Source organism: Halochromatium salexigens, assembly GCF_016653295.1.
Lineage (GTDB): Bacteria > Pseudomonadota > Gammaproteobacteria > Chromatiales > Chromatiaceae > Lamprobacter > Lamprobacter salexigens.
The window spans coordinates 85,633-107,123 of record NZ_NHSF01000008.1; the positions used below are offsets into that span (position 1 = coordinate 85,633).

The 21,491-nt window shown below is 65.8% G+C and carries 19 protein-coding genes; 15 read left to right on the forward strand and 4 right to left on the reverse strand.

All coding sequences use genetic code 11. The features are described from left to right. Nucleotide 1 precedes the first annotated feature (1 nt). From CCR82_RS01075 to CCR82_RS01105, 7 genes are read left to right on the forward strand one after another with little or no spacing between them, the layout of a single operon-like run. Nucleotides 2–355, forward strand: coding sequence for a Na(+)/H(+) antiporter subunit B (locus CCR82_RS01075; protein ID WP_201243343.1), 354 nt, complete (start codon nucleotides 2–4; stop codon nucleotides 353–355). Continuing rightward, the gene (locus tag CCR82_RS01080; protein WP_201243344.1) at nucleotides 352–1,077 is read left to right on the forward strand and encodes an MnhB domain-containing protein; all 726 of its coding nucleotides are present in this window, start codon (nucleotides 352–354) and stop codon (nucleotides 1,075–1,077) included. Before CCR82_RS01075 ends, CCR82_RS01080 begins: the two co-directional genes overlap by 4 nt. Further along, nucleotides 1,074–1,436, forward strand: a complete 363-nt coding sequence (locus CCR82_RS01085) for a cation:proton antiporter subunit C (protein WP_201243345.1) — start codon at nucleotides 1,074–1,076, stop codon at nucleotides 1,434–1,436. The genes CCR82_RS01080 and CCR82_RS01085 overlap by 4 nt, the downstream gene beginning before the upstream one ends. Continuing rightward, a complete protein-coding gene (locus tag CCR82_RS01090) occupies nucleotides 1,433–2,884 on the forward strand; it encodes a complex I subunit 5 family protein (RefSeq protein WP_201243346.1) in 1,452 nt (483 codons plus the stop codon). Before CCR82_RS01085 ends, CCR82_RS01090 begins: the two co-directional genes overlap by 4 nt. Next, the gene (locus CCR82_RS01095; protein WP_242513154.1) at nucleotides 2,881–4,392 is read left to right on the forward strand and encodes a proton-conducting transporter transmembrane domain-containing protein; all 1,512 of its coding nucleotides are present in this window, start codon (nucleotides 2,881–2,883) and stop codon (nucleotides 4,390–4,392) included. The genes CCR82_RS01090 and CCR82_RS01095 overlap by 4 nt, the downstream gene beginning before the upstream one ends. A 9-nt stretch (nucleotides 4,393–4,401) precedes the next feature. Further along, nucleotides 4,402–6,210 (forward strand): complex I subunit 5 family protein, encoded by a 1,809-nt coding sequence (locus CCR82_RS01100; protein ID WP_201243347.1) that lies wholly within the window; start codon nucleotides 4,402–4,404, stop codon nucleotides 6,208–6,210. Then, nucleotides 6,207–7,946: a proton-conducting transporter transmembrane domain-containing protein gene (locus CCR82_RS01105; protein ID WP_201243348.1), complete on the forward strand. Its 1,740-nt coding sequence runs from the start codon at nucleotides 6,207–6,209 to the stop codon at nucleotides 7,944–7,946. The genes CCR82_RS01100 and CCR82_RS01105 overlap by 4 nt, the downstream gene beginning before the upstream one ends. 186 nt (nucleotides 7,947–8,132) lie before the next feature. Here the strand turns inward: CCR82_RS01105 and CCR82_RS01110 are convergent, their stop codons facing one another. Further along, nucleotides 8,133–9,599 carry a polysaccharide deacetylase family protein gene (locus CCR82_RS01110; protein WP_201243349.1) on the reverse strand — a complete coding sequence of 489 codons (1,467 nt, stop codon included), beginning with the start codon at nucleotides 9,597–9,599 and terminating at the stop codon, nucleotides 8,133–8,135. Nucleotides 9,600–9,706: 107 nt separating this feature from the next. Next, nucleotides 9,707–11,101 carry a polysaccharide deacetylase family protein gene (locus CCR82_RS01115; protein ID WP_201243350.1) on the reverse strand — a complete coding sequence of 465 codons (1,395 nt, stop codon included), beginning with the start codon at nucleotides 11,099–11,101 and terminating at the stop codon, nucleotides 9,707–9,709. A gap of 168 nt (nucleotides 11,102–11,269) precedes the next feature. Between CCR82_RS01115 and CCR82_RS01120 the strand changes: the two genes are divergently transcribed. From CCR82_RS01120 to CCR82_RS01145, 6 genes are all read left to right on the forward strand, one after another. Next, a complete protein-coding gene (locus tag CCR82_RS01120; RefSeq protein ID WP_201243351.1) occupies nucleotides 11,270–11,506 on the forward strand; it encodes a hypothetical protein in 237 nt (78 codons plus the stop codon). A gap of 5 nt (nucleotides 11,507–11,511) precedes the next feature. Further along, nucleotides 11,512–12,228 carry an ABC transporter ATP-binding protein gene (locus tag CCR82_RS01125; protein ID WP_201243352.1) on the forward strand — a complete coding sequence of 239 codons (717 nt, stop codon included), beginning with the start codon at nucleotides 11,512–11,514 and terminating at the stop codon, nucleotides 12,226–12,228. Nucleotides 12,229–12,328: 100 nt separating this feature from the next. Then, nucleotides 12,329–14,848, forward strand: coding sequence for an FtsX-like permease family protein (locus CCR82_RS01130; RefSeq protein ID WP_201243353.1), 2,520 nt, complete (start codon nucleotides 12,329–12,331; stop codon nucleotides 14,846–14,848). Nucleotides 14,849–15,002: 154 nt separating this feature from the next. Beyond that, entirely contained in the window at nucleotides 15,003–15,581 is a 579-nt protein-coding gene (locus CCR82_RS18345; protein ID WP_242513155.1) for a DUF2934 domain-containing protein, read from the forward strand. 10 nt (nucleotides 15,582–15,591) lie between these two features. After that, the gene (pdxH, locus tag CCR82_RS01140) at nucleotides 15,592–16,266 is read left to right on the forward strand and encodes a pyridoxamine 5'-phosphate oxidase (RefSeq protein WP_201243354.1); all 675 of its coding nucleotides are present in this window, start codon (nucleotides 15,592–15,594) and stop codon (nucleotides 16,264–16,266) included. 44 nt (nucleotides 16,267–16,310) lie between these two features. Continuing rightward, nucleotides 16,311–17,042, forward strand: a complete 732-nt coding sequence (locus tag CCR82_RS01145) for a molybdenum cofactor guanylyltransferase (protein WP_338073071.1) — start codon at nucleotides 16,311–16,313, stop codon at nucleotides 17,040–17,042. A 452-nt stretch (nucleotides 17,043–17,494) separates the two neighbouring features. On the opposite strand, the gene CCR82_RS19020 is transcribed toward CCR82_RS01145, so the two are convergent. Next, nucleotides 17,495–18,496: a lytic transglycosylase domain-containing protein gene (locus CCR82_RS19020; protein ID WP_338073069.1), complete on the reverse strand. Its 1,002-nt coding sequence runs from the start codon at nucleotides 18,494–18,496 to the stop codon at nucleotides 17,495–17,497. 190 nt (nucleotides 18,497–18,686) lie between these two features. On the opposite strand from CCR82_RS19020, the gene CCR82_RS01155 reads away from it, so the two are divergent. Continuing rightward, nucleotides 18,687–19,403 carry a hypothetical protein gene (locus CCR82_RS01155; protein ID WP_242513156.1) on the forward strand — a complete coding sequence of 239 codons (717 nt, stop codon included), beginning with the start codon at nucleotides 18,687–18,689 and terminating at the stop codon, nucleotides 19,401–19,403. 306 nt (nucleotides 19,404–19,709) lie between these two features. Here the strand turns inward: CCR82_RS01155 and CCR82_RS01160 are convergent, their stop codons facing one another. Then, nucleotides 19,710–20,429, reverse strand: coding sequence for an MBL fold metallo-hydrolase (locus CCR82_RS01160; RefSeq protein WP_201243356.1), 720 nt, complete (start codon nucleotides 20,427–20,429; stop codon nucleotides 19,710–19,712). A 255-nt stretch (nucleotides 20,430–20,684) separates the two neighbouring features. Here CCR82_RS01160 and CCR82_RS01165 point away from each other — a divergent pair, with 255 nt between their 5' ends. Continuing rightward, entirely contained in the window at nucleotides 20,685–21,245 is a 561-nt protein-coding gene (locus tag CCR82_RS01165) for a hypothetical protein (RefSeq protein ID WP_201243357.1), read from the forward strand. The last annotated feature ends 246 nt before the right edge of the window (nucleotides 21,246–21,491 follow it).

Consider the following 21,491-nt stretch of genomic DNA (forward strand, 5'->3'; position numbering starts at 1 on the left):
CATGCCGCTGCTGCTGCTCCTGTTCGACACCATCCTGCTGACCACCTTGATCGGTCTCGCGATCGCGGCGGTGTTGAGCGCGGAGCCGCGCAGCGCGGTGATGCTCTTCATCGCCTTCGGCCTCTGGCTGTCCTTGGTCTGGGCGCGCCTGGGGGCGCCCGATGTGGCCCTCGCCGAGGCTGCCATCGGCGCCGGTATTGGTGGTGCGCTGATGCTCTCGGCCGCGCGTCGAAAGGTGCGTCGCGATTCCGGCGGTGATCCCAGCCACGAGCCGAGTGGGTGTGATGCCAGCGGTGATCCTGGCGGTGATCCCAGCAGCAATCCTGACAACACGGCTGGCGAGGAGGCGCAATGAACCGCGATCTCGCCCTGCTCATCGGCATCCTGGTCTCATTGTTTGCCGCCCTCTTGCTCTGGATCTTCTACGCGACGCTGGTCGGCGATCCCGTTGCCAGGCTCGGGCCGCTGGCCCTCGAGCAGTTGCCCGCGAGCGGTGTCAGTCACCCCGTCACGGCGGTGCTGCTGAACTATCGCGCCTATGACACCCTGCTCGAACTCGCCGTGCTGTTGGTCGCCCTGCTCGGCATCTGGTCGCTCGGTCCGGCCCCATCGGGCTTCCGACCGGCGGGGCCTGCGCTCACCGTGCTGGCCAACTGGATCCTGCCCCTGGCGATCCTCACCAGCGGCTATCTGCTCTGGGTCGGCGGCCATGCCCCCGGCGGGGCCTTTCAAGCCGGGGCATTGCTGGGCTCGGCGGGCGTGCTCCTGCGACTCGCCGGCCATGAGCGCGCTGGCTTACCGGCCGAAGCGGCCCAACGCTGGCTGGTGGTGGCCGGGGTTGCTGTCTTCCTGATGGTGGGGCTGCTCTTGGCCGCCTTCGGCGAGGGCTTCCTGACCTACCCCAAGGCCGTCGCCAAGTGGCTGATCCTGTTGATCGAGACGGCAGCGACCCTGGCCATTGGCGCGACCCTCGCGGCGGCCTATGTCGGCGGTCGTCCCCCGGGCATCAGGTCGCCGTGTCCATCTTCGGAATCCCCGTCTTCTGGGAACCCCTCTTCCGGGCACGCGCGCTCATGAATGCGGCATTTCTCTACGGCTCCGCCGGTATCCTGCTCTTCGCACTCGGCCTCTGGTCGTTCCTGGTACACGAGCCTTTGCTGCGCAAGCTGATCGGCTTCAACATCATGGGCAGCGGTGTGTTCCATCTCTTCATCGCCGTCGCGCACAATGGCGATGGTGCTGCCCCCGATCCGGTGCCACATGCGCTGGTGTTGACCGGCATCGTCGTCGCGGTGAGCGCGACCGCGCTGGCGTTGGCGCTGAACAGCCGCCTCGAGGCGGCCGCTGCCAAGGCATCCGACGCCGAGGCGGGGAGTCGCGGTGCGCCCGAACGCGCGCCGAGCAGCGCGCATCACCTGCGCTGGCCGAGCCAATGACCAGCACGAGCCTGTTCCTGCCGGTCGCGCTACCCCTGCTGGGCGCCCTGCTGGTCACCGCGCTGCCACGCAAGATGCCGATCCTGGGCGCGCTCGCGGCCCTGGCGACGAGCGGCAGCGGACTCTGGGTGACCACCCAGACCTGGTTGCACGGCGACCTCGGACTCGTGCTCGGCGGCTGGGGGCTGCCCCTCGGGATCGGGCTGGCGGCCGACGGGCTCTCGGCCGCACTGCTGGCGATGAGCAGTCTGGTGGGACTCGGCACCAGCGTCTATGCCATCGGCTATTTCGCCGGCAGTGAGCGGTGCACCCATTTCTGGCCGCTGTGGTTCTTGCTCTGGGCCTCGCTGAACGGGGTCTTTTTGGCCGCCGATCTGTTCAACCTCTATGTGATGCTGGAGCTGCTCGGGCTCAGCGCGGCAGCGCTCGGCGCGCTCACCGGCACTCGCGAGGCGCTCGCCGCCAACCTGCGCTATCTGCTGGTCGGCCTGCTCGGCTCGATCACCTACCTGCTCGGGGTCGCGCTGCTCTACACCGGCTACGGCACGCTCGATATCGGGCTGCTCGGCGCGCGCATCCAGCCCACGCCCCTGGCCGCCACCGCCCTGGTCTTGATGGTCGCCGGCCTGGCCCTGAAGGCGGCGCTGTTCCCGATGCACTTCTGGCTGCCACCGGCGCATGCCAATGCCCCGGCCCCGGTCAGCGCCGCCCTCTCGGCGCTGGTGGTCAAGACCGCCTTCTACCTGATCCTGCGGCTTTGGCTGGATCTCTTTCCACCGGCGCTGACCAATGCCGCGGCCGCCTTCGTGCTCGGCACCCTTGGCGCCGGGGCCGTGCTCTGGGGCTCCTGGCGGGCGCTGCGCGCCGAGCGCCTGAAGCTGCTCGCCGCCTATTCCACCGTCGCCCAGATCGGCTACCTGTTCCTGTTCTTCCCCCTGCTCCAGGCGACGCCCGCAGGCGCGGCGCGGGATGATCTCATCGCCGCCTGCGTGCTGATGGCGATGACGCACAGCTTCGCCAAGGCGGGGTTCTTCCTCGCCGCTGGCCTGGTGCAGCAGAAGGCCGGACACGACCGCATCGACGAGCTGGGCGGCGCCGCGCAAAGCATGCCCGCGACCACCTTCAGCATCGCCCTCGCCGGCTCGGCCCTGATCGGCCTGCCGCCGAGCGGCAGCTTCATCGCCAAGTGGGTGATGATGCGCGGCGCCTTCGAGACCGGCCAGTGGTGGTGGCTGATCATCATCGGCGCCGGCACCCTGCTGGCGGCGGCCTACATCTTCCGCGTGCTGAGCCGCGCCTTCGGCTTGGAGCCGACGCCGCAGTGTTTCGTCACCGACGCCCGCGCCGAGATCCCGGCGCTGCTGTTGGCGCTCGCCTCGGTGGTGCTGCTCGGGCTCGCCGCCGGTCCGATTTGGTCACTGCTCGGCTTTGAAGGAGTGCAGGCATGAGCCAGCCGCTGACCTGGACGAGCGTGCTGCCGGGCGCCATTTTGCTCAGTTCGCTGATCCCCGGCGCCCTGATCTTCCTGGTCAAGGAAGAGAGCCACATCCTGCGCGGCGTGCTCAATATGACCGGCGCCATCATCAAGCTGGTCTTGGTGGCCGTGCTCATCTGGGGGGTGTTCCTCGGCGGCATCTTCGAGACCCGCCTGACCATCGCCCCAGGGCTGGCGCTGGTGCTGCACGCCGATGCGCTCTCGGTGCTGTTCGTCACCCTCTCCACCGTGCTCTGGCTGGTGACGACGATCTACGCCATCGGCTATCTCGAACACTCACCGAACCGCAGCCGCTTCTTTGGCTTCTTCAGCCTCTGCGTCTCGGCCACCGTGGGCATCGCGCTGGCCGGCAACCTGCTGACCTTCGTCATCTTCTACGAAATCCTGACGCTGGCCACCTATCCGCTGGTCGCCCATCGCGGCACGCCCGATGCCACGCGCGGGGCCAAGATCTACCTGGCCTACACCATGGGCGGCGGGCTCGCGTTGCTGGTCGGTGCGGTCTGGCTGCGCTCGCTGACCGGGCCGGTGGATTTCATCCAAGGTGGCGTGCTCGCCGGCCTGCCGGAAGCGTTGCACCCGCAACTGATCGCCATCTTCGTGCTGCTGCTGATCGGGCTCGGGGTCAAGGCCGCGCTCGTGCCCCTGCATGGCTGGCTGCCGCAATCGATGGTGGCGCCAGCACCGGTGAGCGCGCTGTTGCACGCGGTCGCCGTGGTCAAGGCCGGCGCCTTTGGCATCGTGCGCGTGGTCTACGATGTCTATGGCGTGGAATTCGCCGCCCACCTTGGGCTGTTGACCCTGCTCGGTGTTGCCGCCTCGATCACCATCATCTACGGCTCGATCATGGCGCTGACCCAAGATGGACTGAAGAAACGCCTCGCCTATTCCACCGTCAGCCAGGTGTCCTACATCGCCCTCGGCGCCTCGATCCTCGGCCCGGTCGCCACCATCGGCGGCCTGGTGCATCTGGTGCATCAGGGCATCATGAAGATCACCCTGTTCTTCTGCGCCGGCAACTATGCCGAGACCCTCGGCGTGCACAAGGTCAGCGAGATGGACGGCGTCGGCCGGCGCATGCCCTGGACCACGCTCGCCTTCACCGTCGGCGCGCTGGGCATGATCGGCATTCCGCCCATCGCCGGTTTCGTCAGCAAGTGGTATCTGGGGCTGGGCGCGGTCGAGGCCGGCGAGCACTGGGTGCTGTTGGTGCTGGCGGCGAGCACGCTGCTCAACGCCGGCTACTTCATGCCGATCCTGTACAAGGCCTGGTTCCGGCCGCCCCCCGATGCCTGGCCCGAGGAGCATGTCTTCGAGAGCCGCTTCGAGACCATGGGCGCCCTGCTCTGGCCGCCGGTGATCACCGCCGCGCTTTGCCTCATCGCCGGGCTGCTCGCGGCGGCGCCCTTCAGCCCGCTGGAATGGGCGACCCTGATCGCCCGGCGCGAGTATGGACTCTGAGGCCGAGTCATGACCGACTGGCTGCTGCTCGCTTGGATCTGGCCCCTACTGCTGGCCTCGACCTATCTGCCGAGCGTCATCGGCGGCACCGGTCAGCGCTGGGACCGACCGCGCGCGCCCGAGCCCTTGCCGGCCTGGCGCGCCGGTTTCGTGGTGATCGCTGCCCTGCCCGCGCTGATGGCCGCCTGGCTGGTGCCCATCGACTCCAGGTTGAGTCTGCCCTGGCTGTTCTTGGGCACCGAGCTTGGCCTGGATGAGACCAGCCGCGTCTTCCTGTTGTTCTCCGCTGTCCTCTGGCTCGCGGCCGGTATTTACGCGGCCCAGCATCTTCGCGACATTGAGCGCGCGCGGCGCTTCCATGCGCTCTATCTGCTGGCCATGGCCGGCAATCTCTGGCTCATCCTGGGGCAGGATCTGTTCAGCTTCTATGCCGGCTTCGCGCTCATGGGGCTGGCCAGCTATGGGCTGATCATCCATGACGCGCGCACCGCGGCGCTTCAGGCCGGGCGCGTCTATCTGGTGATGACCCTGCTCGGCGAGGTCTGCCTGTTCGCGGCCTTGGTGCTGATCGCGCAGCAGAGCGGAAGCGTGACACCGACGGCGGCGGACCTGGCGACGATCGACGCCCTTGCGCTCTCCCTGATCCTGATCGGCCTCGGCGTCAAGGCCGGTTTGGTGCCGCTGCACCTCTGGCTGCCGACGGCTTATGCCGAGGCACCGACGCCGGCGAGCGCGGTCCTGGGCAGCGCGATGATCAAGGTCGCGCTGCTCGGCTGGCTTCGCTTCCTGCCGCTTGGCACGGCAACCTGGCCGCAACTCGGCGCGGTGATCGCCGTGCTGGGATTGATCTCGTTGTTCTCGGCGCTGCCGATCGGGCTCGTGCAGGCCGATGCCAAGGCGCTGCTGGGCTATTCGAGTATCAGCAAGATGGGGCTTGCGGTGCTGCTGCTCGGTCTGATCCTGATGCAGCCGTCGCTCGCGCCGGCTGGGATCGCGGCCTTGACCCTGTTCGCGGCCTATCATGCGCTGGTCAAGGGCGGGCTCTTTCTCGGCCTCGGCCTGCGGCGGGACGCCGCGCGGCGCGGCTGGCTCACGGCTGGCATCCTGATCGGACTCGCGCTTCTCGCGCTGGCGCTCGCGAGCGCGCCCTTCACCAGTGGCGCACTGAGCAAGTACCTGATGAAACCGCTGCTGAACGCATCGCCCTGGCCCTGGCTACCGGCGGCGATGGTGGTCGCGGGGGTCGCCACCACCTTGCTCATGGCGCGCTTCTTCTGGATCGCGGTTGGCCTGCAGCCAGGGCATCAGACAACGCCCCAGCCGGCACCTCGGCCGGTGCATCAATGGCGTTGGTCGGGGTTGGCCTGGGGGGTCATCGTGGGGCTGGTGCTGCTCTTCCCGTTCGCGCTCGGGCCAGCATCGAGTTGGACCACCAATGCCATCCCGGTCTCGATTGGGCTCATCGTGGCTGCGGTGGTCGCGGTGTCGGCCTGGGCCAACCCGGCTTGGCTGCGGCCGCTGATCGGCCTCGTGCCGGCCGGGGATCTCTTGGTGCTGGTGAGGCCGGCACGCGCACTCGTCGCGCGCGTCGGCCAGCGCCTGCTCGCACCGCTGCTCCGTGTCAGCCAGCGCGTCAGTGACTACCTGCAAGCGCACTTCAGCCGCCTCTTCGAGGCACCCGAGACCGATTCCGAACGCCAACTGCGCCACTGGCCGGTCGCCGGAGCACTCTGGATCGGCATCATCGCCGTGCTCTTGCTGGCGATGCTCGCGGGGCTCGATCACCTGGGCCCTGTCAGCCCGAAGGGCGTCGAATGACCCCCTGGCTGCTGCTACTGGCTTGGGGTTGGCCATTGCTGCTCGCCTGGCCGGCGGCAACGCTCAAGAGCCCTTGGCGTTCGTCGCCAGCCGGCAACCACTCGGGCGCGCTGGACGGGCCGGGCGGGCTGCGCTGGGCATTGCCGATCCTGGGGCCGTTGCCGGCGCTGCTCGCGGCGCTGACCGTGCCGGTCGGGAGCCAGCTCGATCTCCCCTGGCTGTTCCTCGGAACCGCGCTCGGACTCGATGCCACGGCCCGGATCTATCTGCTGTTCACCACTCTCCTGTGGCTCGCCGCCGGCCTCTACACCGCCTTTACGTTTCGCGGTACCGCGCATGCCGGGCGTTTTCGCGCGATCTTCCTGCTCGCCATGGCCGGCAATCTCTGGCTCATCGTCGGTCAAGACCTGTTCAGCTTCTACGCCGGCTTTGCGATCATGGGGCTCGCCGCCTATGGGCTGGTGATCCACGATGGCAGCCCGGCGGCGCTGCGCGCTGGCAAGATCTACCTGATCATGGCCCTGTTTGGCGAGATGAGCCTCTTCGTGGCGTTGGTGATCATCGCCCAGCAGACCGGCACGACCCAGCCCGCGCCCGAGGATCTGACCCAGCTCAGCGCACTGCCAATCGCACTGCTCTTGCTCGGGCTTGGCGTCAAGGCCGGCCTGGTGCCGCTGCATCTGTGGCTGCCGCTTGCGCATCCAGCGGCGCCCATCCCCGCAAGCGCACTGCTCAGCGGGGCCATGATCAAGGTTGCCGTGCTGGGCTGGCTGCGCTTTTTGCCGGTGGGGGCGATCGCGCTTCCGGGCTGGGGCGGACTGCTCGCGGCGGCTGGTCTGCTGACGCTGTTCTATGGGCTCCCCATCGGGCTGGTACAATCGGACCCGAAGGTGATCCTGGCCTACTCCAGCATCAGCAAGATGGGGCTGCTGATGCTGTGCCTGGGGCTGGTGCTGGTGGAGCCCGCGCTCGCGCCGACCGGTGTCGCTGCCATCAGCCTGTACGCGGCGCAACACGGATTGGTCAAGGGCGGTCTGTTCCTGGGCGTGGGTCTGCGCAAACAGGCCGCACCCGCCATCGTGCAGCCATGGATTTTGGGCGGATTGATTCTGCTCGCGCTCGCCCTTGCCGGGGCGCCCCTGACCAGCGGCGCGATGGCGAAAGATGCGCTGAAGCCGGTCTTGTATGGTGCCGACTGGCCCTGGGTGCCGGCTGCGGCGGTCATCGCAGGCGTTGGTACCAGTCTGCTGATGGCCCGCTTTATCTGGGTGTGCGTGCGCACACAGCCGCACCCGCAACCGGGTCATCCGTGGCCGGGGTTGGCCTGGGCACTCCTGATCACGCTCGTGCTGTTGTTCCCGTTCGTGCTGGGAGCGCCGGCGAGCTGGCTCAGCGGCTGGCTGCCGGTCTTGCTCGGTGTGGTCTTTGCCGGACTCGTCGCGCTCGGCGCCTGGCGCAATCCGGACTGGCTGCGCCCCGTGATTGGACTGATCCCGCCGGGTGATCTGATCGTGCTGGCGCGGCCCCTCAGGCGGCTTGCGGTGGCTGGGGGGCAGTCGCTTTGGCCGCCGCTCGACGCCGCCCGCCTGCGAGTCACCAACGCCGCCATCCGAGGCTTCCAAGCCGTCTTCGCAGGTACTGACACGGAGGCGGAACGCGGTCTGCGACGCTGGCCGGTCGCTGGCGCAGTCTGGCTCGGCATCATCGCGGCGCTGTTGCTTGCGCTACTCGGGTAAAGCCCCGGCTGCGGAGTGTGATAATTCTTCGTCACCGCCATCGCCGAAAAGGTCTCCGCGCTGAAGACGGAAGTGTTCTTCCGCGAACGTCGGGAGCGCGGCGACCTCGCCGACTTCGATGACTGGCTCGCCGCGAGCCGGACCAGGAGCCGGATGCCGGGGACGAACTGCCAGTGCATGTGCTAATCAACCGAAATCGTGCTTGACGATCTCGGTCACCCGCCGGCAAATCTCGCGGCCGTAATCGGTCCATTGGCCCTGCCCCCAGTAGCGATAGCAACTGGTCTGCGAGGCCATCAGATGGAACAGCGCGTTGCGATAGTTCGGATCATCGGTCGGCGTGTTCGGCTTCAGCACCTTCTCGTGGAAGACGGAGCTGGCCTCCTCCATCGGCCCGAGCACATTGTCGTAGCCCTTGACCCAGGAGAGATCGTTGGTCCAGCTCGCGCCATCCATGTGGAACTGATGGTCGGATTGCTTCAGCTCCTCGATCACTGTCGCCAGTTTCTCGGGGCCGTCGCCAGGTTGCATCTGCTCCCAGATCTTGCCCTGTTGCACCGGGCGGATCTCGGTGAAGTCGCTCTCCTTGATGCCCAGCGCGAACAGGTGCTCAAGGTACTCGCTGCCGTTCATCAGCGGGGTGTCCGAGCCCGAGGCACCGCGCACCGCCTCGAAGAACTTGTCCGGGAACTCGTTCATCATCACGCCGCCGTTCTCGCCATCGGCGATCTGGGTGACCAGCGGCGGCACCTGCTTGCCGGCGAGCTCCCAGCGTTGCAGACTCTGCGCCTCGTACCAGGGCTGCATCTGCGCGACCAGCTTGGTGTCCGACCCTTGCGTCTTGACCAGCGCGATGATGCTCGCCGTCTCGCCCTGGGAGTTGGTGCAGACCAGACGGTGCGGCAGATGCGGGCGCTGTGGATGCCAGCCATTCTCGGTCTGCTCGACGCTGTGCTCCTGCACCAGCACCCATTGATAGCCGCAGTCGTTGAGGGTCTTGACGAACTCGTAGGCGACATCGGGATGATTCGGCAGCGCCATCTCCGATGGCGAGAAGCCGCGCACCCGCTCCAGTGCCTCCAAGCCGAACATGCCGGCGAAATGGTGCTGGAAGGCCTGCACATGCAGCCGATAGTCCTGCACCGGCGTCGAGGGCGCCACTGCGTGGCCCCAGGGCATGCCGAGCCATTCCACGGCCCAGTTGTACTCGGGGTTCATGGTCACGCCCTTGAGGGCGTCGAGCACATGATCCTCGCCCATCTGCCGCAGGCCGTACAGCAGGGTGCCCGAGTACTCGAGCATCACCCGTGGCGACTTGCCCTCATGGATCAGCTGCGGGATGAACTCGCCCATGCGCTTGTAGCACCAGGCGAAAGCCGGCGCGTTGTAGTTATCGCCGATGTCCTGGTGGTCCATCATGTATTTGAGGTTGCTGATGATGGCGGCGGTCTGCAGGTCATCACCACCGGCTGGGATCAGCGGCTGATGCTGATGCAACGCGATGGCGCAGGCGGCGCGGGTGTTGGCGAAGTCGACCGCGCCCGGCGATTGGGCGAGCGACTTGTCCTTGCCGGCTTGGATGGCCTGTTCGATGGTGGCTTCTTGGCCGCAGATGTTGGGTAGACCGTCGATTTGCTCTGCAAGACTAGACATTCGCGTGGACCTCATGGTGGGGTTGCTGGGATTCAACGAGTCAGACGCAGACTGCATCATGGCCAATCATGCCCCATTGATCCAGCCTGCATCTTCCAGAAATGGCATTACTGGCGCTTCGTCTCGGTATCGATTTGATCAAGCAGTTGTTCCGCCACATCGAGATCAGCGGCGGCGCGATAGCACCAAGCCTCGCCCCAGAAGATATTGCAACTGGTCTCGGCGCGCAGCAGATGCCATTGCGCGTCTTCGAGCCATTGCCGCAGCGACGGCGGGAAAGCCTCCATCGCTTGCGCTGAGCCTGCCGCATGTTGCGCTTGGGCCTGTTCGAACTGTTCAAGGCTGGCCACCGACTGGTCCGGCCTCACGACTTGAGTACCACCACCCTCGGCGGTCGACAGGCCCCAATGACCGTCCCTGGACGCTTCTGCTGCACTCGGCACGCTGCCCTCTTCAGCTGCGCTTAAGTCTTCGACACCGGCATTGGCATTGGCAGCACAGGCCTGATCGAGCCAGCCGTGCAGCCGCTGGCTGAGTACCTCATAGCGAGCGATGACGTCACGCTGGGTCTGCGAGCCGGTCCACTGGGTAAACCCCTTGCCGTGGTGCCAGCCGGTGTTCCAGGCTCCGGTCGCGACACGCACCTCGCCGTGCGCGCCGTGGGTATCGAGATAGTCATGGATAAAGCTGGGGCGCAGGTTCGCATCGCCGGCCCGAATCATATCGAGCAAAGGCAGGTAGAAGGCTGACCAGTAATTGGCCCCATCGGTGACGTTGCGAAACCAACCGCCGTTTTCGCCATCGGTCGCGGTGGTCACCAGCGGCGGGAAATCGCACCAACGGGTGCGCTCGGCGACCTCATTGACGAACCAGCCCGGGTCCATGCCGGATTCTTGCGCATCGGAGAGTTCGCGGTCGCGCACGACGACGATGATCTCATCATCGCCGTAGCGGGCGATATGCGGACGATACCGGAGTTCTTGCCAGCTCATCGAATCGACCGGTTCGACGTGCTCGCTGTCCACCAGCACATAGCGATAGCCGAAACGGCGCAGCAGCGGGATCAGCTCCATCGAGAAACCCATCTCCGGCGGCCAGAAGCCGTGAAAATGCGCGCGCCAGAACAGATGCTGGGCAATGCCCTGCCAGCGCCGCAGGTGCTCGGGACGATCAGCGCTGGGGATCAGCGGCAGCACCGGATGGTAGTAGCCGGTGCTGAGAATGTCGAAGATCTGCTGGTTTTGCAAAAACCACAGCAGCTTGCCGCAATCAACGATGCCGTAGACGCGAGCCTGAAACTCCGGATTGGAAAGGGTTTCCAGCAAGGTGCCGGAGAGCGACAGATGCACCCGCGCCAGATCCTCCTGGCCCCAGAGACTGCGCGGCATGCGATCGAGCGCGAACAGGATCTCCTGGGCCTCCCAGGTCTGCTCATCGAGCAAGTGCTCGAGGTTACCGGGCGGTTGATGAAGGTTCAGGACCAGGGCGTGATAGGTATGCATCGAGACTGGACTCTCCAACATGGATTCGATGACGCCCGATGATAGCGGATCAGCGGCATCCGTCAGCGCCGAACGCGGATGACATCCGCCGCGCGTGGGTTGATCTTGAGGGGCAAGGCCGCGACATTGAGTCGAGATCCCGAGCCTCAATACGCAACGTATAACAGCATGCCACAGATCATCATCGATGCGGACTCGACCTCGCTCGCCGAGCGCTGCGCCTTGATCAAGGCCCCCAGCAAACACCGCGCCCGTTTCTCCGAGGGCTGCGTGACCGTCGTCGAAACCGAAGACGAGGCCCGCGCCGGACGCGATCAGGCCAGAAAGCTCGAGCCCGCGGTCGTCTACGGCCCCTCGTCCTCATCCGAGGGCCAGCGTCTCTATTACCTCGTGCGTTGGCTCTGACCCCAATGGATCACGACAGCCGCGATCAGCCCCCCATCCTCGCCGTCACCGGCCTCGGCAAATCCTACGCCGAGGGTCGCCAGCGGCGCACGGTATTAGCCGACATCGACTTCGCCGTCGCCAGCGGCGAGTGTGTCGCCTTGGTCGGCCAAAGCGGCTCCGGCAAATCGACCCTGCTCAACCTGCTCGCCGGCATCGACAAGCCCGACACCGGTGATGTCGAGATCATGGGCCGCAGCGTCGCCGCCATGGGAGAGCCCGAGTTGACCCTGCTGCGGCGCGCGCACATCGGCTTCATCTATCAGTTCTTCAATCTGATCCCGACCTTGACCGTAGCCGAGAACATCGGCCTCCCGCTCGAACTCAACGGCCGCCCCGCGCGCGAGCGGCGGACGCTGGTCGGCGACTGGCTCGCCAAGGTGGGGCTCGATGGGCGCGAGGAGGCCTTCCCCGACGAACTCTCTGGCGGTGAGCAGCAGCGCGTCGCCATCGCCCGCGCGCTGATCCACGATCCGGCGCTGGTGCTGGCCGATGAGCCGACCGGGAACCTCGACGCCCGCACCGGGCAGGTGGTGCTCGAACTCCTCGCCCACCTGTTCCGCGACGAGGGCCGCACCCTCATCCTGGTCACTCACAGCCGCAAGGTCTCCGAGATCACCGATCGCCTCCTCGCGCTCGACAACGGCCGCCTGAGCACCGCGACCGAGGTGCTCTCATGGTGAGAGGCCGTCACGCGAAGCGCGACTCGGTTCGCACGCGTCCAGGGCCATCGTTGCGCCCGCTTGCGTTCGCGCCCATACAGGCCAGCGCCCTGCGCCGCGCATGCTGACCCCCGCGCTGCTCAAGGCCAGCCGCCGCTATCTGGCGCGCCATCGTTGGCAGACCTGGCTCTCGATCGCCGGCATCGCGCTCGGTGTCGCCGTCGTCATCGCCGTCGATCTCGCCAACGAGAGCGCCAAGCGCGGCTTTCAGCGCTCGCTCGAGCAGGTCACCGGTCCAGCGACCCATCAGATACTCGCCGCTAGCGGCGCCATTCCGGAGACGCTCTACGCCGAGCTGCGGCTCGAGCACGGGCTGACCAAGGCGACGCCGGTGATCGACGCACCGGTGCGCATCGGCGAGCGCAGCCTCAGCCTGCTTGGCATGGACCTGATCGCCGCCGCCGCGATGCGCCCGGCGCTGAGTGCGAGTTCGAACGACTCCATCGGCCTGCTGCGCCTGCTGCGCGATCCCGCCACCCTGGCGCTGAGCCGCGATGATGCCGAGCGCCTTGGCCTCCAGCTTGGCGATTCATTCGAGCTTGCTCTCGGCGCCGACAGCGTCAGCATGACCCTCGCCGCCATCCTGCCCGAACAGGCCCGCCTCAGCGGGCTCGCGCTCACCGACATCGCCACCGCGCAAGAGGTGCTCGGGCGCCTCGGCGAGATCGAGCGCATCGATCTGATCCTGACAGACGCCGAGGCCGCGCGCGTCGCCGCCGCGCTGCCGGCGGGTGTCCGCCTCGAGCCCGCCGCGCAACGCAGCCATGCACTGGCGCAGATGACGCGCGCCTTCCATACCAATCTCACCGCGATGAGCCTGCTGGCGATGCTGGTCGGCGCCTTCATCGTCTACAACACCATGACCTTCGCCGTGCTTCAGCGCCGGCCGCTGCTCGGCACCCTGCGCATGCTCGGCACCACGCGCGGCCAGCTCTTCGCGCTGGTGCTCGGCGAGACCCTGATCCTTGCGCTCATCGGCGCCGTGCTCGGCGTGCTGCTCGGCATCGCCGTCGGCGCCGGGCTGGTGCAGCTCGTCACCCGCACCATCAATGACATCTACTTCCAGCTCAGTGTGCGCAGTCTGCACCTCGCGCCGCTGTCGTTGCTCAAGGGCGCCAGCCTTGGCATCGGCGTGACCCTGCTCGCCGCCCTCGGCCCCGCGCTCGAGGCCGCACGCTCGCAGCCGCGCGATGTCATCCGCCGCACCCGCGTCGAAGGCCAAGCCCGCCGTCTCCTGCCCTGGCTCGCCAGCACCGGCATCCTGCTCATCATCAGCGGGATCGCGCTCATCGGCCTCTCCGCGCGCTCCATGGGCATCGGATTCCTCGCGCTCTTCCTCGTCATCGTTGGCAGCGCCCTGCTCATGCCACTCGCCTTGCACGGCTTCGCCACGCTGACCACGCCGCTGTTCGGGCGCCTGTTCGGCACCCAAGGCCGCCTCGCCGCGCGCGGCATCACCGCCTCCATCACCCGCTCCGGTCTCGCCGTCGCCGCGCTCGCCGTGGCCGTTTCCGCCACGCTTGGCGTCAGCATCATGATCGGCAGTTTTCGCACCAGCGTCTCCGATTGGCTCGCCGATACCCTGACCAGCGATCTCTACATCTCCGCCGAGTCCAGCGGCGGCGCCAGTCGTGGTGGCGACCTGCCGCCGGAACTCGCCGAGCAACTGCTCGCGCTGCCCCAAGTCAGCGCCATCAGCCAGGGGCGCAGCGCCCGCATCGAGACCCGCGACGGCCCGGTGCTCATGCTCGCCCTCGAATCCAGTACCGGCCAGCCGCGCGGCTTCAACTTCCAAGGCCCGACCGCAGAGGGGCTCTGGCTGCGCTGGCACGCCGGCGAGCTGGTGCTGATCTCCCAACCCCTCGCCTACCGTCGCCAGCTCGAGGTCGGCGACAGCCTCGAGCTGTTCACCACCCGCGGTTGGCGGACCTTCGAGATCGGCGCCATCTTCCAGGACTACGGCAGCGACAGCGGCACCCTGATCCTGCCGCGCCCGCACTATGCCGAACTCTGGGACGACCCGGCCATTTCCTCCTTCGGCCTGGTCCTGAACGCGGAGGCCGATGACGAGGTCGTCAGTCAGGCGGTCGACGCCCTGCTTGCCGAACGCGATCTCGTCACCAGCGTTCAGAGTAACCGCGCCATCCGCGCGCGCTCACTCGAGATCTTCGACCAGACCTTCACCATCACCAAGGTGCTGCGCCTGCTCGCCATCGGCGTCGCCTTCGTCGGCATCCTCAGCGCGCTCATGGCGCTCGAACTCGAGCGTGCCCGTGATGATGCCGTGTTGCGCGCCACCGGCATGACCCGCGGCCAGTTGCGCGCCCTGATCCTGATCCAGACCTCGGCGATGGGGCTCGCCGCCGGCCTGCTCGCCATCCCGCTCGGTCTGGCGATGGGCGACCTGCTCATCAGTGTGATCAACCTGCGTTCCTTCGGCTGGACCATGCCCATGCAGGTTCAGCCGCACACCCTGCTCTCCGGTCTGCTGCTGGCCTGGCTCGCCGCCGTGCTCGCCGGCCTCTACCCGGCCCAGCGCGCCGCCAGGGCGGTCCCGGCTCGAGCACTGCGCGAAGAATGAGGCGGGCCATCGACAGGCAGTGAGGCGTGCCATCGATCGCTCGGGCCGGGGCTTGTGATCAGCGCCTTGCCAACAGGCTTCGATTGACCAGGAAGGTCGTGTATTCTCTGCCCTAGCTGAACACCAAAGCAGTCCTCGGAGGGGAGTGAGCGACATGGCTGAAGACAAGAGCGTCGTAACCAAGAAGACTACCGCGAAGACCGCCGCGGCCGATCGCAAACCGGACAGCAAACCGGTCACCAAAAAGACCAGCGGGAAGAAGGCGGCGGCCAAGAAGACGGCGGCGGCCAAGACCCACAGCACGCCGACGAGCGCCAGCACGGCCAAGAAAAAGGTCACCAAGAAGGCGGGGTCGGGCACCGCTGCCGCGAGCACCCCTTCGCCAGTGGGCAGCCCGGATACGACCGCCAGTGCTCGCAGTGCGCCCGTAACCAAGAAGACGAGCACGAAGAAGGCCGCTGCTGCCAAGGCCGCGCCTGCCGCAGCCCCTGCGTCCCCTGCGCCGACCTCCTCCGCTTCGCCCGTTTCAGCGCAGGGTACGCAGGCCCGTAAAGAGCGCCCGGTGACCCTCACGCCAGTGACCCAGGTCACGCCCGAGGAACGCCTCCGCATGATCGAGGAAGCTGCTTACTACATCGCCGAAAAACGCGGTGGGGCGCCTGGCGATCCTGCAGCCGACTGGGCCGCCGCCGAGGCCGAGATCGACGAGCAGCTACGCAAGGGTCGCGAATAAACACCCGCTCATGGATTACCTCGCGACACCAGCGCAAAGCCATGCCGATCCCGCCGCCTTGCGTACCCAGTTCATGGCGCGCGGGCTCGATCACGATGACCTCGATACCGACCCCATCGTTCAGTTCCAGCGCTGGTACCAAGAGACGCTCTCGGCCCAACTTCCGGAGCCGAACGCGATGTCCCTGGCCACGGTCGACGCCAACGGCCAACCGAGCCTGCGCACCGTGCTGCTCAAGCTCTATGACGCCCAGGGCTTTGTCTTCTTCACCAACTACCAGAGCACCAAGGCCCAGCAGATCGGCGGCAACCACCAGGTCGCGCTGCTCTTCCCTTGGGTTGCACTGGCGCGGCAGATCAGCATCCTTGGCAGCGCCGAGCAGATACCCACCCACGAGTCCTTGCGTTATTTCATCACGCGCGGGCGCGGCAGTCGCATCGGCGCCTGGGCCTCACCACAGAGTCAGGTCATCCGCTCGCGCTCACTGCTCGAACAGAAGGTGGCCCAGATCAAACAGCGCTTCAGCGACGGTGAGATCCCGCTGCCGGACTTCTGGGGCGGCTACCGCGTGATCCCGACCAGCATCGAATTCTGGCAAGGTCGCGACAGCCGTCTGCACGATCGCTTCCGCTACCGCCGAGAAGCCCCCGATGCGCCCTGGCAGATCGAGCGACTCGCGCCCTGACCTCTTCTGCGTCCCTCTTCCGCACCGATCAGGTCGTCGGCCTCATCCTCGCCGGCGGCGCCGGACGACGCATGAGGGGCGTCGACAAGGGGCTGATCGAACTCGACGGCCGCCCGCTGGTGCAGTGGGTTGCTGAAGCCCTCCGGCCTCAGGTCGCAACCCTGCTCATCAGTGCCAACCGACATCGCGAGCGCTATGCTCAGTTCGGCTGGCCGGTCTTGGCTGATCATGCTGTCAGAGAGTTGGCCGAGCGGGCAGCCGATCTGGATGTCCCCAGTGCCGCTGCTGTGCCGAATCAGGACCAGATCCAGCCCTTTCAAGGTCCACTCGCCGGCATCGCTAGCGCGCTCGCCCAGATCAGGGTATGGCTTCAACAGCCGCTCCTTGCTCGACCCGAGGCTCAAACCGATGGCAGCACTCAGATCCATTTCGCCTCCGCCCCAGCCTGGCTCCTCGTCTCACCCTGCGATACTCCACTGATCCCGGTCGATCTTGGTTCGCGCCTCGCCGCGGCGCTCCAAGCCAGCCAAGCCCGCATCGCCATCGCCGCCGACCAAGAACGCAGCCAGCCTTTGCACGCCTTGATCCCTACCGACATCGACGCCGATCTTGCCGATTACCTTCACAGCGGTAGGCGCAGCGTTTTGGGATGGCTCGCTCGTCATCAAGTCGCGACCGTCACTTTCGAGAAAATCCCCAGTCCCTTCGTCAATCTTAACCGCCCCGAGGACGCCGCGCGGGTACAGGCGCAGTTGACTGCCAAAGACCGTCCGTGAGCACTTAGATGGTCCGCCCCATGTCAGCCGAGTGCGACAAAAAGGCGATACAACGAAAAACGACCGCACAAGGCGGCCGTTAATTCTTTGATTTGGAGCGGGAAACGAGACTCGAACTCGCGACCCCAACCTTGGCAAGGCTACAATTTTATTGTAACCTATTGTTTTAATTAGCTATGAACCGCTGGCACCCGCACCTTCAGCGCATATAGTTGCATACCCAGTGACACAAACATGACACACTGATACGCGGCCTCCGACGGAATTTAACGATGCTGCCTAGCGTCGCAACCTGGTAGCCGCATTGCTGTTAACACGAACGACTGGATGCACCACTAACGGTCATGGCTTGCGGCCACCCTCAGACGATGAATCGCGCGAGATTCACGTTAACGATTAACGACGCCGGAAGTTGCAACCGCGCGATGGCAGGTTGTTCAACAAGCACATCTTTAGCGTAATCCCTTGTGGCCACTCCAGTTAAATGGCGCACCGCTTATTGCACCCACATCATATCGCACGGGCTGGGTGCGCTTGCGCATGACCACCGGACTGCTTTCGTTGGCCTCTTTGTCCGGTTCGCCCTGGGCCTGCGATCGGCTTTCAGGATCAGACTCTACAGAGCAGGCAATCGGTCTCGCAGGCAAACACTCGCCTCTATCCCAGAGACCCCGGCCAAGATACCCCAACACCCGCCGCACGTACTGCTGCGTCTCCCGATACGGCGGAATGCGGTTGCCATACTTGGCGACCGCACCCTCGCCGGCATTGTAGGCCGCGAGCACGAGCTTGAGATCGCCCTCAAAACGATCGATCAACATACGCAGAAAAGCGACACCGCCCTCGATGTTCTGCGCCGGATCCCAGACATCACGCACAGCAAACCGCTGCGCCGTCGCCGGCATCAGCTGCATCAAACCGCAAGCCCCAGCCGGAGACCGTGCGCGCGGATCATAGGCCGACTCGGCGCGAATCACGGCATGGACCAATTCAGGGTCCAGACGATGACGCTCAGCGGCGGCCTCGATCAGCCCAGCATAGCGTGCCCGGCGCTCGGCGAGCCGTCCTGTCAGCTTCGGCGAGCGCCTGCGGGAGCGCTCCGGTTCGCTGGTCAGGGTGCGGATCATCAACGTCGGCGCTGATGCGGTCGTTCCTGCGACCGCTTCCGTTTCGGAGGGTCGGCGCGCCTGTCGATGCCAAGTGCGCAGCAGTTCGTTCGCCCGCAGCGGGCGTTTAAAGGCCACGTCAGCCATCATCAGCTCTGCTGCGGCAACGGGCGTCAAGGCTGAAAGCAATCCGATAAGCCCGAGACTGCACAGAAGCGGTGCCGAGAAGAGGACTTGTCCTCGGACGACCGCAACAATGGCAGCAAAACCAGCATCACCAGCTAAGCTAGTCACTCGATGCTCGCGCTGTCTCAGGATCATCAGGCGCTCTCCGTTCAGCTCAATCACTGAGCGCACTCTAGCCAGCCTGTTCACGCCGGGCGACAGCAAATCCTCAGCGCTCAGGCGAGCTTTCCCGACCCGGGATTGAGAATGCTTGGGTCGTCTCGAATCGTCGGGAACTGGCTGAGCTTTCGTGGCTGCGGCAGTCCCGGACTCGCCCTACCCTCTGGGATTTCCGCGACCCCGGAGACCGAGCATGGCCACTGCCTCAACCGCTCAGAAACGCCGCTTCTCGAAACCGGTCCTCGACCAGACCCTGACCATCCACAGCCAAAATGCCCAGTACGTGCTGCAGCGCGGCCATTCGTTCGTGCTCGTGGTCAAGGCGCTGTATTCGATCTCGGTGGTGCTGCGCATCATCGGTGAAGAGTCCGACATGGACCAGATCGAGGCCCTGGTCTCGGAGCGCATCGAGGCCGTCGCCCAAACGCTACAAGACGAGCATACAAGGCTGAAAGCACTGGCCGATGAGGAAGGTGGCGTGCCAGTACCCCGCTACACGAATCCGCGTGAGGTCACGCTACAGTTGTCCTCGCCGCAGTTGGCGCACTATGTCCGCCTGGTGCTGTTGCTGGACAAGATCCTGATGCTCCTCGATGGACTCTGGTTCGCCGGTCTCCTGAGCAACAAGCAACGCAAGGAGACCACCCACAGTCTGCGTCGCCTGGTCTATGGCCTTGGACGCTCGATCATCGATCTGGAGCGCCGCGCGCGCGAATCGGCACGGCGTGCGGGTAAAGATGCCGAACTGCTGGCGGCTGATGACGCCGTAAACGCGTTGACGCTGGCAACGGGCTCGTTGGTCGATGCAGACGAGGAGGAAGAGGATGAAGCGTCCATGCAGGACGATGATGGGGGTGATTCAGGGGAGGATGCTCAGCGCGAAGCCACCGAGACTGATCCGCGGACTTGAGGTCATCGGGCTGACGCGGACGCTCAGCCAGCGGTCTGATGGAGGTCAGGTTCTAGCTGCCGAACGACGATCGCCTCACCAACGACAGCTCGCTATCCACCAGCCGCGACTATTCCACAGCCATTGTGGATAACCCTGTGCGCAGTCCCGGTGACAGGTCCAAAAGCGTCCGCCGAATCAATCGCTGCGACTGGAATGGTCAGTGAATGACCAACCTTGCGGTCTGCTCACAGCGGGCCGCGAATCGATTGCCAACGCGCTTGCAAACCGTCCAGCTTGCAGCATCCAGCGCTGCTAGGACGCCGATCACAATGCCAGTCGGCGCCCAACCCCACCGCTCAGGCAGTGATCACCATAGGCCTGCTCAAACGCCATGGTTGCCGCATCGCCGGTGCAATGCGTCGGCAGCACATCAGTCACCCCGAGCGCCTGTAAGGCCTGCACCGAACGGGCGAGCTCGGCATCGTCGGCATACATCAGATGAAAGCCACCGATCGCCCAGCGGATCGACTGACCGAGCAGCGCCCGGCCGCGCTCGACGATCTGCTCCATCCCCGGATGAGCGCAGCCAGTGATCGCCATGGTGACGCCGCCCAGGTTGAGGATCAGCGCCTGCTCTGGCGGCTGACTGTCGAGCAGACCGGTCGAGAACAGACCAGGCGCGAGGGTTTGCGGCTCGGCACCGACGACGATGACCTCGCGGCAGAGGCCGTGCAGGTCGTGGATCAGGTGTTTGGAGAAGCCCCCGTGCAGAACCACACTGAGCGCCGGATTGGCCTCGAGCACGGAGTCCAGGCCACCCATGTGATCCCAGTGCGGATGGGACAGGAACAGCTGATCGACCGAGGCCATCGAGAGGCCAAGGGCGGCCATGTTCTTCAGCAGCACCCGCCCGTTGCTGCCGGTATCGAACAAGAAGGTTTGATCGCCGGCCTCGATCAGCGCGGCGAAGCCCCAGAGTGCGGTCAGTCCGGCGGGGCTCGGTCGGTTGTCGAAGAGGATGGTCAGGCGGAGGTTGGCGGTCATCGGGGTGTCCTGTTGTTGGCCGAGCGCAGATCCGTCGCATCGGTTGTCTGATACCGCCGGCGCGAACCTGCTCAGCGGAGGGACTCAGCATGGATGCATTCGCCTTGGCTCGGGCAGCGATTGACGAGTCTCCTGGAGCCTCGACACCGAGCGCCACAGACTGTTGGATTCGGTCTTTGGTCTCGATGCATTGCGCCAGCCGCATGCTGCAGGACTGGATGCCATTCATCGCCCCCAACACCATGAGGCACGACCATGCAGCCTATGCGAGCACCCGGGCACTTGGCATTGATCGTTTTCGGGCTGGCGCTCTGCGCGACCGCCTGGGCGCAGGAGCCCTGGACGCTGAGCGACTTCTACGATGCGCGCAATGACATTCGTGTGAGGATCGCGGCGGTGAAGAACGCGCAGGGCGATCAGTTGAAGCTCCATGCCGCGAGCAATGAGTCGCGGGTCTGGGTGACCTTTCTGCCGTCTGCGAAGGCTGCGGCGCTGGACTCGTCAGCGAGCCTGTCTTGGTGGTGCGGCGATGAGGGCCAGCGCCGCTCACGCGGCGCGGTGACGCACCAGCTAGCGGAACGCAGCGGTGAGCCGCCCTCCTCGCTCTATCATGCCGACGCGCATTACGTCTCCTTTGTGCTCGAGCATGCCGATGGGTTGGATGCGTTAACCGGCCCTATCGCTGCGCTGCAAGCCTGCGAGGACAGGCTCAGTCTGGGGTATCTCGATGTCGATGGCAGGCTTGCTGAGACAGCCTTCGAGCTCGGTGGCGCAGCGGCCACGATCGCTGAGGTTGCAGAGGTCGTTCGTCGTTGAGCATCATCGGGCGTTCACCGGAAATCACCTGATGCCGCAGCCATGACCCCATCGGTGCAAAAACCGCCGTTAAGCTTCACCCGTCAGCCGCAAGACCTCGGCGACCAGCGCATCCGAGAGCACGGCAAATCCGTTCTAACCAGCGGTCGCCAATCGGGCGTCGTGGGGTGGGGAATTTGCCGTCATGCCCAGATAATCGAAGACGCGGCGGACCTTGCGCGCGAGCTTATCGATGGTCGCAGCCAC

Coding starts and splice junctions, on each gene's coding strand:
- CCR82_RS01110 (WP_201243349.1), bottom strand. CDS start 9,599: ATGTCTAGTCTTGCAGAGCAAATCGACGGTCTACCCAACATCTGCGGC.
- CCR82_RS01165 (WP_201243357.1), top strand. CDS start 20,685: ATGCAGCCTATGCGAGCACCCGGGCACTTGGCATTGATCGTTTTCGGG.
- CCR82_RS01090 (WP_201243346.1), top strand. CDS start 1,433: ATGACCAGCACGAGCCTGTTCCTGCCGGTCGCGCTACCCCTGCTGGGC.
- CCR82_RS01130 (WP_201243353.1), top strand. CDS start 12,329: ATGCTGACCCCCGCGCTGCTCAAGGCCAGCCGCCGCTATCTGGCGCGC.
- pdxH (WP_201243354.1), top strand. CDS start 15,592: ATGGATTACCTCGCGACACCAGCGCAAAGCCATGCCGATCCCGCCGCC.
- CCR82_RS01085 (WP_201243345.1), top strand. CDS start 1,074: ATGAATGCGGCATTTCTCTACGGCTCCGCCGGTATCCTGCTCTTCGCA.
- CCR82_RS01115 (WP_201243350.1), bottom strand. CDS start 11,101: ATGCATACCTATCACGCCCTGGTCCTGAACCTTCATCAACCGCCCGGT.
- CCR82_RS01080 (WP_201243344.1), top strand. CDS start 352: ATGAACCGCGATCTCGCCCTGCTCATCGGCATCCTGGTCTCATTGTTT.
- CCR82_RS01095 (WP_242513154.1), top strand. CDS start 2,881: ATGAGCCAGCCGCTGACCTGGACGAGCGTGCTGCCGGGCGCCATTTTG.
- CCR82_RS18345 (WP_242513155.1), top strand. CDS start 15,003: ATGGCTGAAGACAAGAGCGTCGTAACCAAGAAGACTACCGCGAAGACC.
- CCR82_RS01155 (WP_242513156.1), top strand. CDS start 18,687: ATGGCCACTGCCTCAACCGCTCAGAAACGCCGCTTCTCGAAACCGGTC.
- CCR82_RS01105 (WP_201243348.1), top strand. CDS start 6,207: ATGACCCCCTGGCTGCTGCTACTGGCTTGGGGTTGGCCATTGCTGCTC.
- CCR82_RS01120 (WP_201243351.1), top strand. CDS start 11,270: ATGCCACAGATCATCATCGATGCGGACTCGACCTCGCTCGCCGAGCGC.
- CCR82_RS01125 (WP_201243352.1), top strand. CDS start 11,512: ATGGATCACGACAGCCGCGATCAGCCCCCCATCCTCGCCGTCACCGGC.
- CCR82_RS01075 (WP_201243343.1), top strand. CDS start 2: ATGCCGCTGCTGCTGCTCCTGTTCGACACCATCCTGCTGACCACCTTG.
- CCR82_RS01160 (WP_201243356.1), bottom strand. CDS start 20,429: ATGACCGCCAACCTCCGCCTGACCATCCTCTTCGACAACCGACCGAGC.
- CCR82_RS01100 (WP_201243347.1), top strand. CDS start 4,402: ATGACCGACTGGCTGCTGCTCGCTTGGATCTGGCCCCTACTGCTGGCC.